Consider the following 16892-nt stretch of genomic DNA (forward strand, 5'->3'; position numbering starts at 1 on the left):
CTGCGGGCTCGCTGGCCGGGCGAGAAGCTGTATGTGATCGCCGACAACTACTCGCCCCACAAACATCCCCAGGTCCGCGCTTGGGCTGCCGATAGTGATGTTGAGCTGGTGTTCCTGCCGACCTACGGTTCCTGGTTGAACTGGATCGAGTCGGAGTTCGCCGCGCTGCGCTACTACGCGCTGAACGGCACCGACCATCGCAGTCATGACGAGCAGAACGCGGCGATCGGCGCCTACGTGCGATGGCGCAACGCCCGAGCCGAGCCCAAGACCAACTTCGCCGCCAGCTCACCGATCAGAAGCTGGACCAGTTACCCGGCCAAGGTTGCGTGACGGGCCACTAGCCGATGCGCTCGGCGATCCAGGCCTGGACGCGCTCGGCCACGCCCGGCTCACGGTAGAGCGGCGAGCTGTGCTGCGTGCCCGGCGCGGTGATCACCGTCACCGGCACGCCCACCTGGCCGAGCATCTGCTTGAGCAGGTCGCTCTGCACCGGCGGCACGAACTCGTCCTGGCTGTGGACGGTCAGCATGGGCGCGTCCTTGCGGCTGGCGTGCCAGGCGACCTCCATGCTCGCCCACACGCGCGAGCACTTGCCCTTCGGCTCGCACCCGCCGGCCAGCTTGATCGCCGCCATGCGCAGCTTGCGCTTGTACGCGTCGGTGCTCTTCTCGCCGTCGGTGTACGCCCGCAGCGGCGAGATGATCGGCGACAGCCCGACCACGCCCTTCAGCCCCGGCATGCCGTCGCCGTACGTGCCGACGGCCGCCGCGATGTGGCCGCCCGCGGAGAAGCCGACGACCACGAAGTTGGCGGGGTCGAACGCCCACCGCTCGGCGTGCCGGCGCGCGGTCGCGATGGCGTCGAGCGCGTCGGTGCGCTGCGCCGGCCACGGCGCGTCGCCGGACAGGCGGTAGTTGAGGTTGAAGACCGTGTAGCCGAGGTCGGCGTAGCTGCGCACGATCTCCGCCATGTACTTCTTGTCGCCGCTCGACCACCAGCCGCCGTGGATGACGAACACGCCGGGGCGCTTGACGCCGTCGGGGGTCCACCAGACGTCCATCTGCTGGCGCTGGTGCGGCCCGTACGAGATGGACTCGACCGAGAGGCCGCCGAGGCCGTTGGGGTCGGTGACGGAGGTCGCCGTAGGCGCCGGAGTGGGCTCCTTCGTCGCGTGTGCGGCCACGGGAGTGATCGCGATGGCAGCAAGCGCGAGAACGCTCACGGAAACCGCAGTTCGCACGGCCTTCCTTTCCCCCATGCACATGGTCGGCCCCATTGTGGTGGAAGAAACCCGTTCTTTGCATCTCGATGACGAGGATGAGGCCTGCGGGGAAAGGTGGCCGGTCTTGCGAGAATGGGGTCACGGCAGCCGAGGGCTGGGAGGATGAGGGGGTGAACAGCGTGCAGGACGTCCTGTCGGGTCTCGACCCCGAGCAGCGGGCGGTGGCCGAGGCCGTGCGCGGTCCCGTGTGCGTGCTGGCGGGCGCGGGCACCGGCAAGACGAGGGCCATCACCCACCGCATCGCGCACGCGGTGCGCAGCGGCGCGGTCGAGCCGCAGAGCGTGCTCGCGGTGACGTTCACCACACGCGCGGCCGGCGAGCTGCGGCAGCGGCTGCGCGCGCTGGGCGCGCCCGGCGTGCAGGCCCGCACGTTCCACGCGGCGGCGCTCAGGCAGCTCACCTACTTCTGGCCCCGGGTGATCGGGGGCGAGGCGCCGTCGGTCATCGAGTCCAAGATCCCGGTGCTGGCCGAGGCGTGCCGGCTGCTCAGGCGCACCCCCGACCGGTCCGAGCTGCGCGACGTCGCCGCCGAGCTGGAATGGGCGAAGGTCTGCCAGATCGGCTGGGAGGACTACACCGCCGCCGCGGCCAAGCACAACCGCACGCCGCCCGTCTCGGCCGAGGAGGTGGCGCGGCTCTACGAGGCGTACGAGCGGATCAGGCGCGAGCGCCACCTGGTCGATTTCGAGACCATCCTGGAGCTGACCGCGGCGGTGATGACCGAGCACCAGGAGGTGGCGGCGCAGATCCGTCAGCAGTACCGCTACTTCGTGGTCGACGAGTACCAGGACGTCAACCCGCTGCAGAAGCTCCTGCTCGACACCTGGCTCGGCGGGCGCGACGACATCTGCGTCGTCGGCGACCCGAACCAGACCATCTACTCCTTCACCGGCGCGTCGCCGCGCTACCTCACGGGGTTCGCCGTCGAGCACCCGAATGCGGCCGTGATCAAGCTGGTGCGCGACTACCGGTCCACCCCGCAGGTGGTCGATCTGGCCAATCTCGTCATCGCCAAGGGCGGCTCGCCCCACCGGCTGTCGCTCGTCGCCCAGCGTCCCGACGGCCCGAGGCCCGTCTTCGCCGACTACGACGACGAGCCGGCCGAGGCCGCGGGCGTCGCCAGGGCCATCAGGAAGCTGATGGACAAGGGCGTGCCCACGCGCGAGATCGCCGTGCTGTTCCGCACGAACTCCCAGTCCGAGTCGTACGAGGAGGCGCTCGCGAAGGCCGACATCCCGTACGTGGTGCGCGGCGGCGAGCGCTTCTTCGAACGCCCCGAGGTGCGCCAGGCCGTCGTGCTGCTGCGCGGCGCGGCCCGCTCCTGGTCGGGCGAGCCGCTGGCCTCCGAGGTCCACCACATCCTGGCCGGCGTCGGCCTCACGCCCGCGCCGCCCGGCGGCGGCAAGGCGAGGGAGAAGTGGGAGTCGCTCAGGGCGCTCGCCGACCTGGCCGAGGACGTCGCGGCCGAGGGCGGCGACCTGCCGGGGTTCGTGGCCGAGCTGGAGCGCCGCGCGTCGGAGCAGCACGCGCCGCCCGTCGAGGGCGTCACGCTGGCGTCCCTGCACGCCGCCAAGGGCCTGGAGTGGGACGCCGTCTTCCTCGTCGGCCTCACCGACGGCATGCTGCCGATCATCTACGCGGAGACGCCGGAGCAGATCGAGGAGGAGCGCCGCCTCCTCTACGTGGGCATCACCCGGGCACGCGAGCACCTCACGCTGTCCTGGGCGCTGTCGCGTGCCCCGGGCGGGCGCAGGTCGCGCCGGCCGTCCCGGTTCCTCGACGGCCTCACCGGGCGTGCCGCGGCGCCGCGTGCCGCCGCTCCGCAGCCGCGCGAGCGCCGCCAGGTCGCGGCCCCGGTGAGCTGCCGCGTCTGCGCGAAGACGCTGGTCGCCGCCGCCGAGCAGAAGCTCGGCCGCTGCGCCGCCTGCCCCGCCGACTACGACGAGGCCCTGCTCGAACGCCTCAAGGCCTGGCGCACCGCCATGGCGAAGGAGGCCAAGGTGCCGCCGTACGTCGTCTTCACCGACGTCACCCTGCAGGCCATCGCCGAGCGGGCGCCGACGAGCGAGCAGGAGTTGCTGTCGATCGCGGGCATCGGCCGGGTCAAGCTCGACCGGTACGGCGAGGCGGTCCTCGACCTGTGCAGGTCCACGCACTCCTAGAGCACCCGTACCGTAACCAGGACGAAACGCGCAGCCGCCATCATCGGTCAAGGCGGGACCACCCTTTAGGTGGATTTAGGCGACACGTCAAACTTGTCCTACGACGGCACACGCGAAGGGGGACCTGTGAACGAGGCGCTGAAGGAGCTGCTCGACCTGCTCGACCTGGAGCAGATCGAGCTGGACATCTTCCGTGGCAGGAGCCCGGAGGAGCGCATCCAGCGCGTCTTCGGCGGCCAGGTCGCCGCCCAGGCCCTCGTCGCGGCGGGGCGCACGGTCCCGTCCGACCGCAACGTCCACTCGCTGCACGCGTACTTCATCCGTCCCGGCGACCCGTCCGTCCCGATCGTCTACAACGTCGAGCGGGTGCGCGACGGGCGGTCCTTCACCACCCGCCGCGTCCTCGCCATCCAGCACGGCAAGGCCATCTTCACGATGTCGGCCTCCTTCCACGTCCAGGAGGACGGCGTCGAGCACCAGGCGCTCACCATGCCGTCCGTGCCCGACCCCGAGACGCTGCCCACCTTCCAGAGCCGCATGTACGAAGTGGCCGGCCAGAACCCCGAGCTGCGCGACTGGGTGTCGCGCCCGCGTCCCGTCGACGCGCGGTACGCCTCGCCGCTCACCTGGGAGGCGTACCAGAACCCCGAGCTGCGCAGCGCCCAGACGAACGTGTGGTTCCGCTACGACGCCGAGCTGCCCGACGACCCGCTGCTGCACGTCGTGCTCGCCGCGTACGCCTCCGACTTCACCCTCGTCGACACGATCCTGCTGGCCCACGGCATGGCGTGGGGCGCCTCCGACATCATGGGCGCGTCCCTCGACCACGCCATGTGGTTCCACCGGCCGTTCCGAGCCGACGACTGGCTGCTCTACGCGCAGGAATCACCCTGGTCCGCGGGGGCGCGCGGGCTCGCTCGCGGTGAGATGTTCACTGCGTCGGGTGAGCTCGTCGTGTCGGTCGTCCAGGAGGCGATGATCCGGCTGAGAAAGTAGCAAAATCGCAGGTAGAAAATATGTTGCCGGTTCCCGGCTTCCCGGTTTAGGGTCTTGGACAAGCGAGTCGGGCGCCCGTGCCCGACGATCCCAGAGTGGAGGTGAGCCCAATGATGATCAGCATGAACATGTCTGCCACTTCGTGGCTCGCCTCCGCGCGCCGTGACTCCGTGAGGCTTGCCAGTGGCCTCGCCAAGCCGCGGCAGGAGAAGTCTGCCCGTTGCCAGGCTCCCGCCTCCTACGCGCGTGCTCACTTCGGCGCCGCCGCCCAGGGCGCACCTGTCTTCGTCGCAGGTATCGCACAGCCGACCAACCCGATCACCAAGGGTGGGCTGCGTGGTCCGCAACCCTGGAGGGATGCTCCGGTCACAACCTGACCGGCGAACATCAGCCTCCAGGCCGCGGATCCGCAGACGGATCCGCGGCCTCTTTGTTTGTCCGTGATCCCCACCACCCACGAGGTGCCCGACCAAGATCAAAGATCCGATCAAAAGGAGAAGCAGATGGGGGCCAAGACGATCATGGACCTGATCGACGAAGCCAAGATCCCCTGTCGTACCGACCCTGACCTCTGGTTCGCCGAGTCGCCCGACGACGTCGAGTTCGCCAAGGCGCTCTGCGGCGGCTGCCCCATCCAGAAGGCCTGCCTGGACCGCGCGCTGGAGCGCGAGGAGCCATGGGGCGTCTGGGGCGGCGAGCTCATCCTCCGCGGGGCCATCGTTCCCCGCAAGCGTCCGCGCGGTCGTCCCCGCAAGCACCCGGTCGCTGCCTGAACCGCACCTTCACACAAGAAAGCCGAGACACGACGATGCACACCACCACCATCACCGGCCTCACCGCACCGAATATCTTTCATGATCTGGTGAACGACCGAATACAAACCCTCCACCGCGAGGCGGAGGAGCAGCGCCTCGCGATGCGGCTCAGCCGCCTGCAGCGGGCGCGGCGCGAGGTGGAGCGGGCCAACGCCCGCCTCCGCCAGGCACTGATCCGCCAGCACTGACCGGGAGATCCTGCCGCCGGCGCAGGATCTCCCCACGTCGGGCAACCCAAGAGCCGGGCCCCACCGGGGCCCGGCTCTCCCCGTACCAGAACCCAGGCCGCTCACCCGCGAAGGGCGCGGGCCTGTCCGTGCGCCCTGCCCTCCGTTGCCACAAGTCGCCGGAACGGTCGCAGGGTGCCCGCACTTCGCAGGCCGGAAGGCGCGGGGGCGACAGCAACCGAGCAGCAGCGGCGGCAGCCTGGCATGACATCGCTGGGAGCCGGGCTGCGCGAGCTCTACGCGGGTCCGGGCAACCTGCTCGGCTCTCTTCAGGACCGCACCGGGCGCCGGCCGGATGGCGACCTTTGGGCACGCCAGGAACTACCAGGGCCTGGCCGACTGCCGCCCGCCGACCTGTACGCCGCCTCGTGAAGGGCGTGATGCCCCGTCGACAGGAGCATTGCGGCGTCGCAGGCCGACGAGGTCGCGCGGTATGCCGCGATCCGGCGCGAGGTTGCCCGGCCGCGTGCTCGAACGCGAACCTCGGGGCAGCCGCTACGCCGCAGCCCAAGCGCGGGCCGGTGACTGGCCGTCCCCACCTCAGCCTCAGCGCCTGGCTGACGCGACCGCGGAACGAATGCCTGCTGCCGACCGCGCCCGGGCTCGACCAGAATCTCTGTCCGGGCAAGCCGCGCGCCGTGGCAGGCAGAAAGCGTCCTACGAGGTGCGGCGGGTGCGGAGCCTGCCGAGTGCGATGAGCAGCATCGCGACGGAGGACCAGGCGGCCCAGTCCCCCAGCCTGGTGTAGACGGTGGCGGCGCCCTGCTGCGGCAGCGCCGCGAACACCGTCGTCACGCCGGGCTTGCCGCTGCGCCCCTCGGCCAGCACCCGTCCCCGGGTGTCGCTCACCGTGAGGACGCCCTGGCGGGCGGCGCGAGCCACCGACAACCCGCTCTCCACCCCGCGGACCATCGCCATGCGGCTGTGCAGCCAGGCATCGTCGTCGAAGTCCCAGGCCGGGGCGAGCAGCGCCGTGGCGCCGGCCTGGCGGTACTGCCGCACCAGCCAGGGAAAGTCGAGGTCCTTGCAGATGATCAGGCCCATGGTGGTCCGGCCGAGGAAGGTCAGCGTGCGTCCGGGCGTGAACTCGGACTCCAGCCCGGGAATCAGGTGGTGCTTGTCGTAGCGGTCGCCGGACGGGCCGGCCAGCGCGCTGTTCGTCCGCGTCGTGCCGGTGCGGAGCGCGACGCCGGCGACGACCGCCACTCCCGGTCGGGCCAGCGGCAGGCGGGCGGTGGCCACCCCGAACGTCTTCTCCGGCAGCACCACGATCTCGGCACCGCGGGCGGCGGCGACGTCGATGGCCCGACCGTAGCGCTGGAGCAGGTCGCGCCCCTGCGGGGAGTCCAGTTCCCCGGTGTCGCGCGGTTCGTCGGTGGAGATCAGTGCGACCTCGCGGTGCTGCTCGTCCTCCTGGCCCGTGCCGAGCCGGGCGAAACCGTACGCCAGAGCGAGCGCCATCAGCGCGCCGCCGGTCACCGCGACGGGGAGCCGGCGTGGCGCGTCCGGTGCGAGAAGCGCGGCCACGGTGGCGGGCACGAACTGGAGCAGGAAGGTGATCCCCCAGACTCCGGTGACGGAGGCCGTCTGCAGGACGGGCAGCACGTCGGCCTGCGTGTAGGCCAGGCTCCACCAGGCGCCGTGCGGTCCGGCCAGCGCCATCAGGTATTCGACTCCGACCCACAGCGCCGGCAGGGCGAGCACGGCCGACAGCGGCCGCCGCCGTGCCAGCAGCGAGCGGTGAAGCAGCACACCGAGACCGAACAGCAGCGCCGGCCCGGCGAGGAGACCGGCCGTCACCGCGACGGGCATCTCGAGCGTCCCTGTGAGGTACGGCCACAGCCGCAGCTGGCCGCCGAGCCAGGCGAGCGTGCCCGCGGCGAAGGCCGGACCGCCCCTCACCCGGGGAGCGGCGAGCAGGACGGGCAAGGGAGCGAGCCAGGTCAGCCAGGCCACGGGGTGCAGGCCGGTGCCGAAGTGCAGCAGGACAGCCGAGGCGAGGGCCGCGGAGAGCGGGATCAGTACGCGCTTCATGGCGACGATGCTGCTCGCGGCCACCCTGGTGGCGCGTCAGTCGCGAGTGTGATCTGCGATGTCACTCTCACCGGCGACCACCAGGCCGCACTCGTAGGCGAACACCACTGCCTGCACCCGATCCCGCAGGTCCAGCTTGGTCAGGATGTGGCTGACGTGCGTCTTCACCGTGTGCTCGGTGACCACGAGCGCGGCGGCGATCTCGGCGTTGGACAGCCCGCGGGCGACCAGCGTGAGGGTTTCACGTTCCCGCTCGGTGAGCGCCTCCAGCCGGCCTGCCAGCCGCGGCATCGGGCCGTAGGCCGGCCGTCTGACCAGGTTCTCCAGCAGCCTGCGGGTGGCGGCGGGCGCCAGCAACGCCTCGCCGCCGGCGACGGTGCGCACGGCGTGCGCCAGCTCGTCCCGGCGGATGTCCTTGAGCAGGAAGCCGCTGGCCCCTGCGCGGACGGCGTCGTAGACGTACTCGTCCAGGTCGAACATGGTCAGGACGAGCACCTTGGCGCGGGTGGTGGCGCAGATCTCCCGGGTGGCCTCGATGCCGTTCTTCCCGGGCATCCGCACGTCCATCAGGACCACGTCCGGACTCAGCCGCCTGGCCAGCGCGATCGCCTCGTCACCGTCCGCTGCCTCGCCCACCACCTGCATGTCCGGCTGAGCACCGAGGATCAGGCCGAACGCGGCCCGGAAGAGATCCTGGTCGTCGGCGACGAGCACGCGCAGCATGCGCGCTATTCAAGCGGAAAGACGGCCCTGACCATGAACCCGCCGTCCTGTCCGGGTCCCGCGCTGAGCGTCCCGCCGCACGCGGCCGCCCGTTCCCGCATGCCGATCAGGCCGTAGCCGCTGCCGCCGCGACGCGGCCCACCGCCCTCATCGGCGATCTCGACGAGCAACTCCTCCGAGGTCCACCGCAGACGTAGTCGTACGGTGCCTACCCCGGCGTGCTTGCGCACGTTGGTGAGGGCTTCCTGGACGATCCGGTAGACGGCGGCCTCGATGCTGCCGGGCGTCCGCCGCCGCTCGCCTTCCACGGTCATGACCACGTCCAGGCCGCTCCGCTCGGCCAGTGAGGCGAGTCCGTCCAGGCGTGGCTGGGCCGGCCCGAGGTCCTCCGCAGCCGGAACGGCCGATGCGCGCAGCGCCGTGAGCAGGCCGCGTAACTCGGTGAGCGCTCCTCTGCCCGTGTCGGCGATCGCGTCGAAGACGGCCTCGGCCCTGGGCGCGTCGCTCCGCATCACCACGGGCCCGGTCTCGGCCTGAACGACCATCAGCCCGACGGCGTGAGTGATGATGTCGTGCATGTCGCGAGCGATCCGCGCCCGCTCCTCCGCCACCGCGGCGATGTGCTCCTGCTCACGGCGACGTACCCGCTCGGCCAGTTCCGCGGTACGTGACCGATTCGCCCGGGCGCTGGTGCCCAGCGCGTAGGCGGCCACGAAAGCGGTGCCGATCAGGCGGAAAGTCTCGCTGTCCTCCCCGGGCAGCGCCAGGGACACGCCGACGGTGGCGGCGATCGCCGGGATCGCGGCCAGCCGCTTCCACGCGGGACTGACGTCCGCGATGGTGTAGACGGCGACCAGGGGGCCGAAAGGGAGGAACGGCTTCTCCCAGAAGACCATGACGGTCATCGCGCCACCGACAAGCAGCGCCACCGCCATGGGCGCGCGCCTGCGCCAGTAGACGGGCGCGGAGGCGAGCACACCCAGAGCGACGATCCACCACGCCTTCGGACCGGACACCAGCAGCGGACCGAGGGTGGCCGCGGTGGTGGCCGCCCCGATCGCGCCGTCGGCCCACCTACCGGAGAGCCTGGCAGCCCAGCCCATCAGCACCCCGCCAGCGCGACCCCGGCTGATCATTCGCCCATTATCAGTCCAACAGCACGGAACGCCACCTTCTGCCCGCCACGGCGCACGGCTTGCCCGGACAGGTTTCGGACCGAGTCCAGGCGCGATCGGCAGCAGGCATTCGTTCCGCAGCCACGTCGGCCAGGGCTGAGACGGAGGTGGGGACGGCCAATCACCGGCCAGCGCGTGGGCTGGGGAGCGGTGGCTGCTTTGAGGCTTGCGTTCGGAGTTGTGTCGGACGGGGGTGGGGGAGGTGGGCTTGGCCAGTGGCCGGCCCGTGGGTCGGTTGCGGCGTAGTGGCTGCCCCGGGGCTCGCGTTCGGGAGTCGCGTCGGCCAGTGGCTGAGGTGGAGGTGGGGATGGCCAGTCAACGGCTTGCGTGTCCGCTGGGGAGCGGTGGGCTGCCCTGAGGCTTGCGTTCGGAGTTGCGTCGGACGGGGGCTGAGGGGGAGCTGGGGATGGCCAGCTGTCGGCCAGCGCGTGGGCTGGGGAGCGGTGGCTGCTCAGAGGCTTGCGTCGGACGGGGCTGGAGGGAGGTGGGCTTGGCCAGGCGACGGCCCGTGGGTCGGTTGCGGCGTAGTGGCTGCCCCGGGGCTTGCGTTCGGAGTCGCGTCGGACGGGGGTTGAGGTGGAGGTGGGGATGGCCAGTCAACGGCTTGCGTGTCGGCTCGGGAGCGGTGGCTGCCCTGAGGCTTGCGTTCGAGCCCCGGCCTGACCGCCTAGCGCCGGATCGCGGCATACAGCGCGACCTTGCCTGCTTGCGACGCCGCAGTGGGCCGGTTGACCGGGCATCACGCCCTTGAGAGCGTGATAACAAGGGCTTGTGAGAGCGTGAAAACAAGGGGCTTGGTTCCTGAGGTTGGGACCGGTGATTCGTCGCCAGCTCGTGTCAGAGGGCGGCTCTGCGCGTCCAGGAGCTCGGCCGCCGGGCGCGCGCCCGGCGACAGGGCGGCGGCTCCCCTGATGGCCGCGTGATCAGGCCCGCCGGTGGCCCACGCCTGGTTCACCGACGCCGGCCTCGCGGAGGCTTACGGCTTCATCCTCGTCCGCGGGCTCACACCTGAGCAGCGGATGTGCCGGATTCCGGCCGCGACATCCGCACCCCGGTGCGGCGCAACCCGAGTGATCACAGGCAGCCGTGGGGCGCGGGGAACGCCGGGCCCGGTCCACCGGGCTGCCGGTCGGGCGCGCTCATCTCCCGGCAGGAAGAGCTCTCGGGCAGGTCAGGTGAGGGGGACCGGTTCGCCGTTGGGGTCGTCGATGAAGCCGGGGACCCAGCGGATCACCTCGTCGCGGAAGCGTGCCGTCGTGCCCAGCTGGCACAGGACGCCGACGCCCGCCGCGTGCACCCGGTGGATCAGCACGTACGACACCGGCAGGTTGAGCTGGCGGACGACGTTGGTGGGGCGCAGGTCGGTGACGCTGGCGGCCTGGTTCTGGAGCCATTCGCGGCTGAACGTGAACTCCTCCACGGCCGTCGGTTCCACGTACGGGGCGAGGAAGGCGCGCAGCGCGTCCTTGTCCACCTCGATGTCCGGACGGATGAAGCCCTCGCGGCGCAGCCCGGCGACGACGGTGTCCATGTCGCCTTCGTTGAAGATGCGGGTGAGCTGGCCGAAGGCCTTGGGGTAGCCGTCGGGGAGGCGGTTGACGGCGCCGAAGTCGAGGATGCCGAGCTTGCCGTTGGCCAGCATGCGGAAGTTGCCAGGGTGCGGGTCGGCGTGCAGCATGCCGACCCGCGCGGGCGAGCAGAACAGGAACCGGACGAAGAGCAGCCCCGCCAGGTCGCGCTCCTCCGTGGTGCCGCCGGCGATGATGCGGGACAGCGGCGTGCCGTCCATCCACTCGCTGACCAGCACCATCTCGTTGGCGGCGACGACGTCGGGGACGTGGAAGTCGGGGTCGTCGGCGAACTCCTGGGCGAAGGCGTGCTGCGCCTCCGCCTCGCGCAGGTAGTCGAGCTCCTCGGCGACCCGCTCGCGCAGTTCGGACAGCACCGCCTTCATGTCGAGGCCCGGCAGCAGCACGCCGAACAGCTTGCCCAGCCGCGCGAGCTGGGCGAAGTCGCCGAGCAGCGCCTTCCCGGCCCCCGGATACTGGATCTTGACGGCCACCTCGCGGCCGTCGTGCCAGACGGCCTTGTGCACCTGGCCGATGGAGGCCGCCGCCGTGGGGCGGTCGTCGAAGGACAGGAAGTTCTCGCGCCAGTCGTCGCCCAACTGCTCGGTGAGCACCTTGTGGACGGTGGCGACGGGCAGCGGCGGCGCCGCGTCCTGGAGTTTGGTGAGGGTGGCCCGGTAGGGGCCGACGATCTCGGCAGGGAGCGCGGCCTCGAAGATGGACAGCGCCTGCCCGAGCTTCATCGCGCCGCCCTTGAGCTCGCCCAGGACTTTGAAGATCTGCTCAGCGGTACGCTGCTGGACCTCCTGGGCGACGATTTCAGCGCTTTTGCCGCCAAGGCGCTTTCCCAGGCCGAGTGCGGCACGACCGGCGAACCCGAGTGGAAGCGTGGCCAGCTTGGCGGAGCGCGTGACGGCGCGGCGCGGAAGATCGCTCACAGTCATGCGCGGAATCTCGACAGAGATGCCGCTTCCCCCCTTCATGGTCGTCCCCTGAGCGCGTCAGCCACAGGTGGTGACATGACCATTTTTAGCGAATATGGATTGTTTCGCATACAACGACATTGCGGATGATTGCTCCAGCCTTCACTTTTCCAGTGCCAATCAGGCATGACGTCGACTGTGCGGTTCGTCACAGCGGGCTCCTGGCCGTCGATGTAAGCGAGGACATGACCGGCGGCTTCGGCTGCGACGAGGGTGGCCAGGGCCGTGCCACAGGCGATCTCTCCCGGCGGGAACCCGCCCAGGCGGGCCGTCACCATGGCCCAGCCCGGGTCGCGGTCGCGCCGGGCGAGGTCGAGGCAGTGCAGGCATGCCGTACGTCCGGGCAGGACCAGCGGGCCGACGGACCCGTGGCCCTCGAACGCCGAGGCGAGCAGGTGGGGGATGCCCAGCTCCAGCAGTTCGTTGACCAGCAGGCCGTCGAGCGGCTCCACGGGGGCGAGGACGACCAGGTCGGGGCGGTGCGTGCCGTCGCCCAGGTAGGGGCCGCCCGCCCGCACGTCGACCGAGCACGCCCACGACGCTTCCTCCTCGGGCGACCACCGCCACTCCGCCTCCGCCCCAGTCGCCCCATGCTGGTTCGTGTTCCTGGCCGGCCCTTCCTGAGCCGCCACCTGCCGGGTCGTGTTCCGCGGCAGCCTTTCGTCCGCCGTAGGCCGTCGCTGCGCTTCTCCGGCGCCTTGACCGCGGGCCGGAGACGGCCGCATGACATGCGAAGTCGCCGCCCCCTTGGCGGTTGGGGGCTGCAGCCTCGCGTCCTCGGGCCTCGCCGTGCTGGTCGGCGGCCGTCGGCCGGAGGGAGAAGCCGGCCCGGCAGTGCCTGATGGTGAGCCGCCGCGTCCGGAACTCAGGGCCGCGTCCCTCCCGCCCGCGGCACGCGCGGCATGGGCTCCGGTGGCGGGGGCTGGAGCGGAGGGCCGGGAGGTTGTCGGGCGTGGCGAGCCGGGCCCGGCGGCGGTGCCAGGACGCAGGACCGTCCGGGGCGGCGGGGCAGCCGGGGCCGCGAGGTCGGAAGTGCGCGCGCCTGGAGTGCGGCGATTCACTCCGCGCGCCCCTGAGGTGACGCGGTTCCCGGCGTGCGCGTCCGGGGGGCGCTGGTCGGTGGGGGCGACCGCGGTGCGACGGTTCCGGGGGAGGGCTTCCGGGGTGTGGCGGGTGGGCGGGGGTGGGATGGAGCCGGCGGAGGTGAGCCTCCTGGCCACGGCCACGGCGCCGTCCTGGCGTGACAGACCGAGCTCCGACCAGGTGAGGCCGCCGGGTGTGATGTCGCGGGGACGTACGGGACCCTGGTCGAACACGCGGATGTCGCCCACGCCGGAGGCCGCGAGCAGGGCGACGACCTGTGCCCCGACACGCCCGGCACCGTAGACGCGCACTCGCGCCCGCCGCCGCCGCGCCATGCCCGCGATCCAGCTGTCGGGGGCGGTCGAGGCGAGGTCGAGGGCGTCGAGATCGGGCCGCAGGCGGTCGCGCTCGGCGAGGGGGACGTCGCGCAGCGGCGCGGGCGAGGTGGAGGCGTCGTGCAGGACGCCGCGGGCGGCGAGCCGGTCGAGCAGCGCGCGTGCGGCCTGCTCGTCGAGACCCGCTGCGGCGGCCTCGCGGATCGCCTGGGCCAGGTCGCGGGTGCCGTCGAGGCTCTCGATCCAGCGGCGGACCGGCCGGGCGAGGCTGGTCAGCACGACGGCTCTGAGCGGGTGGACGCCGAATTGCAGGGTGCGCTCGTCGCGGAGGATGCGCCGCAGCGCGGGCTTCACACGTGGCCTCATGGCAGCGAAGGCTTCCACGGCACACCAAGATCCCGGGCGGATTCCCCGCCGCCTGTGGATAACCCCGCGACCCCACGCTCACCCTGTGGAAACCGTCCCACCCGGAGCGCCCCGCTCCAAGCACCACGCGGGCCCCGAGCCTGACCCTCCCGGGGAGCTGATCGGCCTTCAGTGGGGCGGGTTACGCTCCCCGCATGAGTGAGCTTCTGTTCGATCGCAGCGACGACGGCGTCGTCCTGCTCACCCTCAACCAGCCCGAGACGCGCAACGCGATGTCCGACGCCATGACCGCGCGGTGGCGTGCCGCGATGGCGGAACTGGCGGACGACGGGGACGTGCGGTGCGTCGTGGTGACGGGCGCGGGCAGCGCCTTCTCCTCGGGCGGCGACCTGGCGTGGATCGGGGAGCGGGGCACGGAGGCCGTCCCGCGGCTGCGTGACCGCATGCTGGCCTTCTACCGCTCGTGGCTGGCGGTGGCGGAGCTGGAGGTGCCCACGATCGCGGCGGTGAACGGCCACGCCGTCGGCGCGGGGCTGTGCCTGGCGCTCGCCTGCGACCTGGTGTACGCCGCCGACGACGCCAAGCTCCTGGCACCGTTCACCGCGCTGGGACTGCATCCGGGAATGGCGGCGACGTACCTTCTGCCGAGGCGCGCGGGCGCGCGCGTGGCGGCGGAGATGCTCTTCACGGGACAGCCGCTGACAGGAGCCCAGGCAGCGGTTAAAGGGCTAGTAAATGAATCTTTCCCAAAAAATGATCTAATGTCGGAAGTGCTGACGGTCGCCGCGAGGATCGCCAGGAACGCGCCCATTGCGACAAGACTCACGAAGGTGGCACTGAACCAAGAGCATCAGGACCTGGAAGCCGCGCTGCGCTGGGAATCCCTGGCCCAGCCCGTGACCATGGTATCGGCCGACCTGGTCGAGGGGCTGGCCGCGCATCGGGAAAGGCGCATGCCCAAATTCACCGGCTCTTAATCATCTGACCAGCAGAAACAGCGTCCACCCTCTGTGGAATTCCGTCAGTCTCGGCTAACGTGCATATGTGCCCCCCGAGACAGTCGAGGTTCGTCGCAGTTCTCGTCGCCGGCGTACGGTCTCCGCCTACCGTGACGGCGACAAGACGATTGTGCTCCTGCCCGCGTGGCTGAGCGGTGAAGACGCGGATGAATGGGTGAGCCGCATGCTCGACCGGCTCGCGGCGAAGGAACGCCGGAGAAGGCCGACGGACGAGGACCTCCTGGAGCGGGCCAGGGAACTCTCGGCGAAGTACCTCGACGGCGCGGCCGAGCCGGAGAGCGTGCGGTGGGTCGACAACCAGCAGCACCGCTGGGGCTCCTGCACCCCGGAGAACGGCACGATCAGGATCTCGACGCGGCTCAGGGGTCTGCCGGAGTGGGTCATCAACTACGTGATCATGCACGAGCTCACGCATCTCCTGGTCCCCAGCCACGGGCCCGCGTTCTGGAAGCTGGTGGAGCGCTACCCGAAGGCGGAGCGGGCGCGCGGGTTCCTCGAGGGCTTCTCGGCGGCGGCGCACGGCACCCCGGAGGAGTGTTGACGGTCAGAGTCGCGGCCGTCCTGGTACGCCAGGGCATGGCCAAGGCCGCCCCGCCCGGGGTCGACCCCCGCGCGTTCCTGGAGGCGATCGCCGAGGACACGTACGAGACCGTGGCGGGGCTGGACCTCGTCACGCCGGTGCTGGTCACGAGCGTCCCCGGCCTGGAGGAGATCGTCTGGCCCGGCACCGAGATCGTCGCCGTCGACGACGACGAGCCGCTGAAGGCGGCGATCGGCCGCCTCAAGGGCGATCAGGTGGCCGTCATCGGCGCCGACGCGCCCGACCTGCCGCCTCTTCTCATCGGCAAGCTGTTCCGCGAGCTGTCCAGGGCGCAGATCACCGTCTGCCCGGCCGAGGGCGGGGGCGCCGTCGCCTTGGCCTGCGCGCTGCCCGCGCCCGCGTGGGCCGATCCCGACCTCGACGACCCTGACGTCGTCGCCACGCTCAGGGCGCAGGCCCCGGGCCGCCGCATGGTCGCGACCACCCCCGGCTGGCACCGGCTGCGCGCACCCGAGGACGTCGCCAGGCTGGATCCCGGCCTGGAGGGGTGGGAGAGCACCCGCGCCCTCCTGGCCTCCCGCTGATCCGTTCAGGGCACGCTGAGCACCGCGAGCACGGCCCGGTGGTCGGTGCCGGGCACGTCGCGCACGCTGACCTCCTCCACCCCGACCCGCTCGTCCACCAGGACGTGGTCGATGGTGATGATCGGCGGCAGGACGCGGCGGTTCGCCGGCCAGGTCGGCACCAGCCCGGCGCCCACCTGGTCGGCGGCGTCCTTGTAGCCGCGCGCCAGCAGCCGGCGCAGCGACGCGTGGTCGAGCGAGGCGTTGAAGTCGCCCGCCAGGACGCGGACGGTGTCGCGCGAGGCGGACGGCAGCCCGGCCAGCGCCTCGTTCCAGTTGCGCACCTGCGGCCCGAGCGGCGGGTACGGGTGCACGTCCACGAACTCGACGGGCCGGCCGCCGGGCAGCGAGACGATCGCGGCCGGCATGTTGTGCCCGACGGGCGGCACCACGTCCCACAGCGGTTCGAGCGGGTGGCGGGAGTAGAGCCCGCTGCCGCCCGCGCTCCACTCGTCCTGGAGCACCCGGTGCGGCATGAGCTCCTTGAGCCCGGCGGCGTCGAGGTCGGCCACGGCGCCGGGGGTGAGCTCCTGGGTGCTGAGGACGTCCGGCTGGAACTCCCGCACCAGCCGCATGATCGCCTGCGGGTCGGCCTTCCCGAAGAGCATGTTGATGGTCATGACCTTCATCGGACGGCCCGTCGCGGCCTCGGCGCCGCCGAGCGCCCTGGGCAGGACGGCGAAGCCGAGTGCCGTGGTGGACAGCAGCGCGACGGCGGTGGCGGCGCGCTTGCGTCCGAGCGCGGCGATGAGGAGAGGCACGAGGGAGCCCGCGGCGGCGTACGGGGTGGCGGTCATGAGCTGCGTGGGCAGCGAGCCGCGCTCCAGACCGGCGACCCTGGCCACCGCCCACGCCGCGAAGGGCGTGACGGCGAGCCAGGTCAGCACCGTGCCGGGGAGCCCGCGCCGCCTGCGAACCGGCGTCACGATCGTGCCGCCGACGGGATTGTCCACACAG

16 protein-coding genes are annotated in these 16892 nt (G+C 71.5%); 9 read left to right on the plus strand and 7 right to left on the minus strand.

Features of this window, described 5'->3' with window-relative positions; translation table 11 throughout:
- On the plus strand, window positions 1-333 hold a 333-nt coding region (locus BMX74_RS41605; protein WP_177227728.1), incomplete at its 5' end, for a transposase.
- 7 nt (window positions 334-340) lie between these two features.
- Here the strand turns inward: BMX74_RS41605 and BMX74_RS41610 are convergent.
- Window positions 341-1225, minus strand: a complete 885-nt coding sequence (locus BMX74_RS41610; RefSeq protein ID WP_091105968.1) for an alpha/beta hydrolase — start codon at window positions 1223-1225, stop codon at window positions 341-343.
- A 179-nt stretch (window positions 1226-1404) separates the two neighbouring features.
- Here BMX74_RS41610 and BMX74_RS41615 point away from each other — a divergent pair, with 179 nt between their 5' ends.
- The 5 genes from BMX74_RS41615 (at window position 1405) to BMX74_RS44720 (ending at window position 5857) form a co-directional block, all read left to right on the plus strand.
- A complete protein-coding gene (locus tag BMX74_RS41615) occupies window positions 1405-3447 on the plus strand; it encodes an ATP-dependent DNA helicase UvrD2 (RefSeq protein ID WP_091105981.1) in 2043 nt (680 codons plus the stop codon).
- A 126-nt stretch (window positions 3448-3573) separates the two neighbouring features.
- Entirely contained in the window at window positions 3574-4443 is an 870-nt protein-coding gene (gene tesB / locus BMX74_RS41620) for an acyl-CoA thioesterase II (RefSeq protein ID WP_055508514.1), read from the plus strand.
- Between the two features lie 503 nt (window positions 4444-4946).
- The gene (locus BMX74_RS41625) at window positions 4947-5216 is read left to right on the plus strand and encodes a WhiB family transcriptional regulator (protein WP_055508516.1); all 270 of its coding nucleotides are present in this window, start codon (window positions 4947-4949) and stop codon (window positions 5214-5216) included.
- Window positions 5217-5251: 35 nt separating this feature from the next.
- Entirely contained in the window at window positions 5252-5446 is a 195-nt protein-coding gene (locus BMX74_RS41630; RefSeq protein WP_055508518.1) for a hypothetical protein, read from the plus strand.
- 243 nt (window positions 5447-5689) lie between these two features.
- Complete coding sequence (locus BMX74_RS44720; protein WP_177227738.1) at window positions 5690-5857, plus strand: hypothetical protein; 168 nt, start codon at window positions 5690-5692, stop codon at window positions 5855-5857.
- Window positions 5858-6142: 285 nt separating this feature from the next.
- Here BMX74_RS44720 and BMX74_RS41635 read toward each other — a convergent pair whose 3' ends face one another.
- The 5 genes from BMX74_RS41635 to BMX74_RS44725 all read right to left on the minus strand — a co-directional run bounded on the left by BMX74_RS41635 (window position 6143) and on the right by BMX74_RS44725 (window position 13752).
- Window positions 6143-7519 (minus strand): nitrilase-related carbon-nitrogen hydrolase, encoded by a 1377-nt coding sequence (locus BMX74_RS41635; protein WP_143078966.1) that lies wholly within the window; start codon window positions 7517-7519, stop codon window positions 6143-6145.
- Between the two features lie 36 nt (window positions 7520-7555).
- The gene (locus tag BMX74_RS41640; RefSeq protein ID WP_091105973.1) at window positions 7556-8242 is read right to left on the minus strand and encodes a response regulator; all 687 of its coding nucleotides are present in this window, start codon (window positions 8240-8242) and stop codon (window positions 7556-7558) included.
- Between the two features lie 5 nt (window positions 8243-8247).
- On the minus strand, window positions 8248-9378 hold the full coding sequence (locus BMX74_RS41645) for a sensor histidine kinase (RefSeq protein ID WP_082535550.1): 1131 nt from the start codon (window positions 9376-9378) through the stop codon (window positions 8248-8250).
- 1210 nt (window positions 9379-10588) lie between these two features.
- Complete coding sequence (locus tag BMX74_RS41650) at window positions 10589-11929, minus strand: ABC1 kinase family protein (protein WP_439951530.1); 1341 nt, start codon at window positions 11927-11929, stop codon at window positions 10589-10591.
- A 35-nt stretch (window positions 11930-11964) separates the two neighbouring features.
- Window positions 11965-13752, minus strand: a complete 1788-nt coding sequence (locus BMX74_RS44725; protein ID WP_177227740.1) for a ThiF family adenylyltransferase — start codon at window positions 13750-13752, stop codon at window positions 11965-11967.
- 194 nt (window positions 13753-13946) lie between these two features.
- Between BMX74_RS44725 and BMX74_RS41660 the strand changes: the two genes are divergently transcribed.
- The 3 genes from BMX74_RS41660 to BMX74_RS41670 all read left to right on the plus strand — a co-directional run bounded on the left by BMX74_RS41660 (window position 13947) and on the right by BMX74_RS41670 (window position 15896).
- Window positions 13947-14729 carry an enoyl-CoA hydratase/isomerase family protein gene (locus tag BMX74_RS41660; protein WP_091105976.1) on the plus strand — a complete coding sequence of 261 codons (783 nt, stop codon included), beginning with the start codon at window positions 13947-13949 and terminating at the stop codon, window positions 14727-14729.
- Between the two features lie 67 nt (window positions 14730-14796).
- Window positions 14797-15312, plus strand: a complete 516-nt coding sequence (locus tag BMX74_RS41665) for a M48 metallopeptidase family protein (protein ID WP_055508532.1) — start codon at window positions 14797-14799, stop codon at window positions 15310-15312.
- On the plus strand, window positions 15309-15896 hold the full coding sequence (locus BMX74_RS41670; RefSeq protein WP_420538165.1) for a DUF2064 domain-containing protein: 588 nt from the start codon (window positions 15309-15311) through the stop codon (window positions 15894-15896). The genes BMX74_RS41665 and BMX74_RS41670 overlap by 4 nt, the downstream gene beginning before the upstream one ends.
- A 5-nt stretch (window positions 15897-15901) precedes the next feature.
- On the opposite strand, the gene BMX74_RS41675 is transcribed toward BMX74_RS41670, so the two are convergent.
- On the minus strand, window positions 15902-16888 hold the full coding sequence (locus BMX74_RS41675) for an endonuclease/exonuclease/phosphatase family protein (RefSeq protein WP_055508536.1): 987 nt from the start codon (window positions 16886-16888) through the stop codon (window positions 15902-15904).
- Between the last annotated feature and the right edge of the window lie 4 nt (window positions 16889-16892).

The sequence above is a fragment of the Nonomuraea pusilla genome, from assembly GCF_900109355.1.
Taxonomy (GTDB): Bacteria; Actinomycetota; Actinomycetes; order Streptosporangiales; family Streptosporangiaceae; genus Nonomuraea; species Nonomuraea pusilla.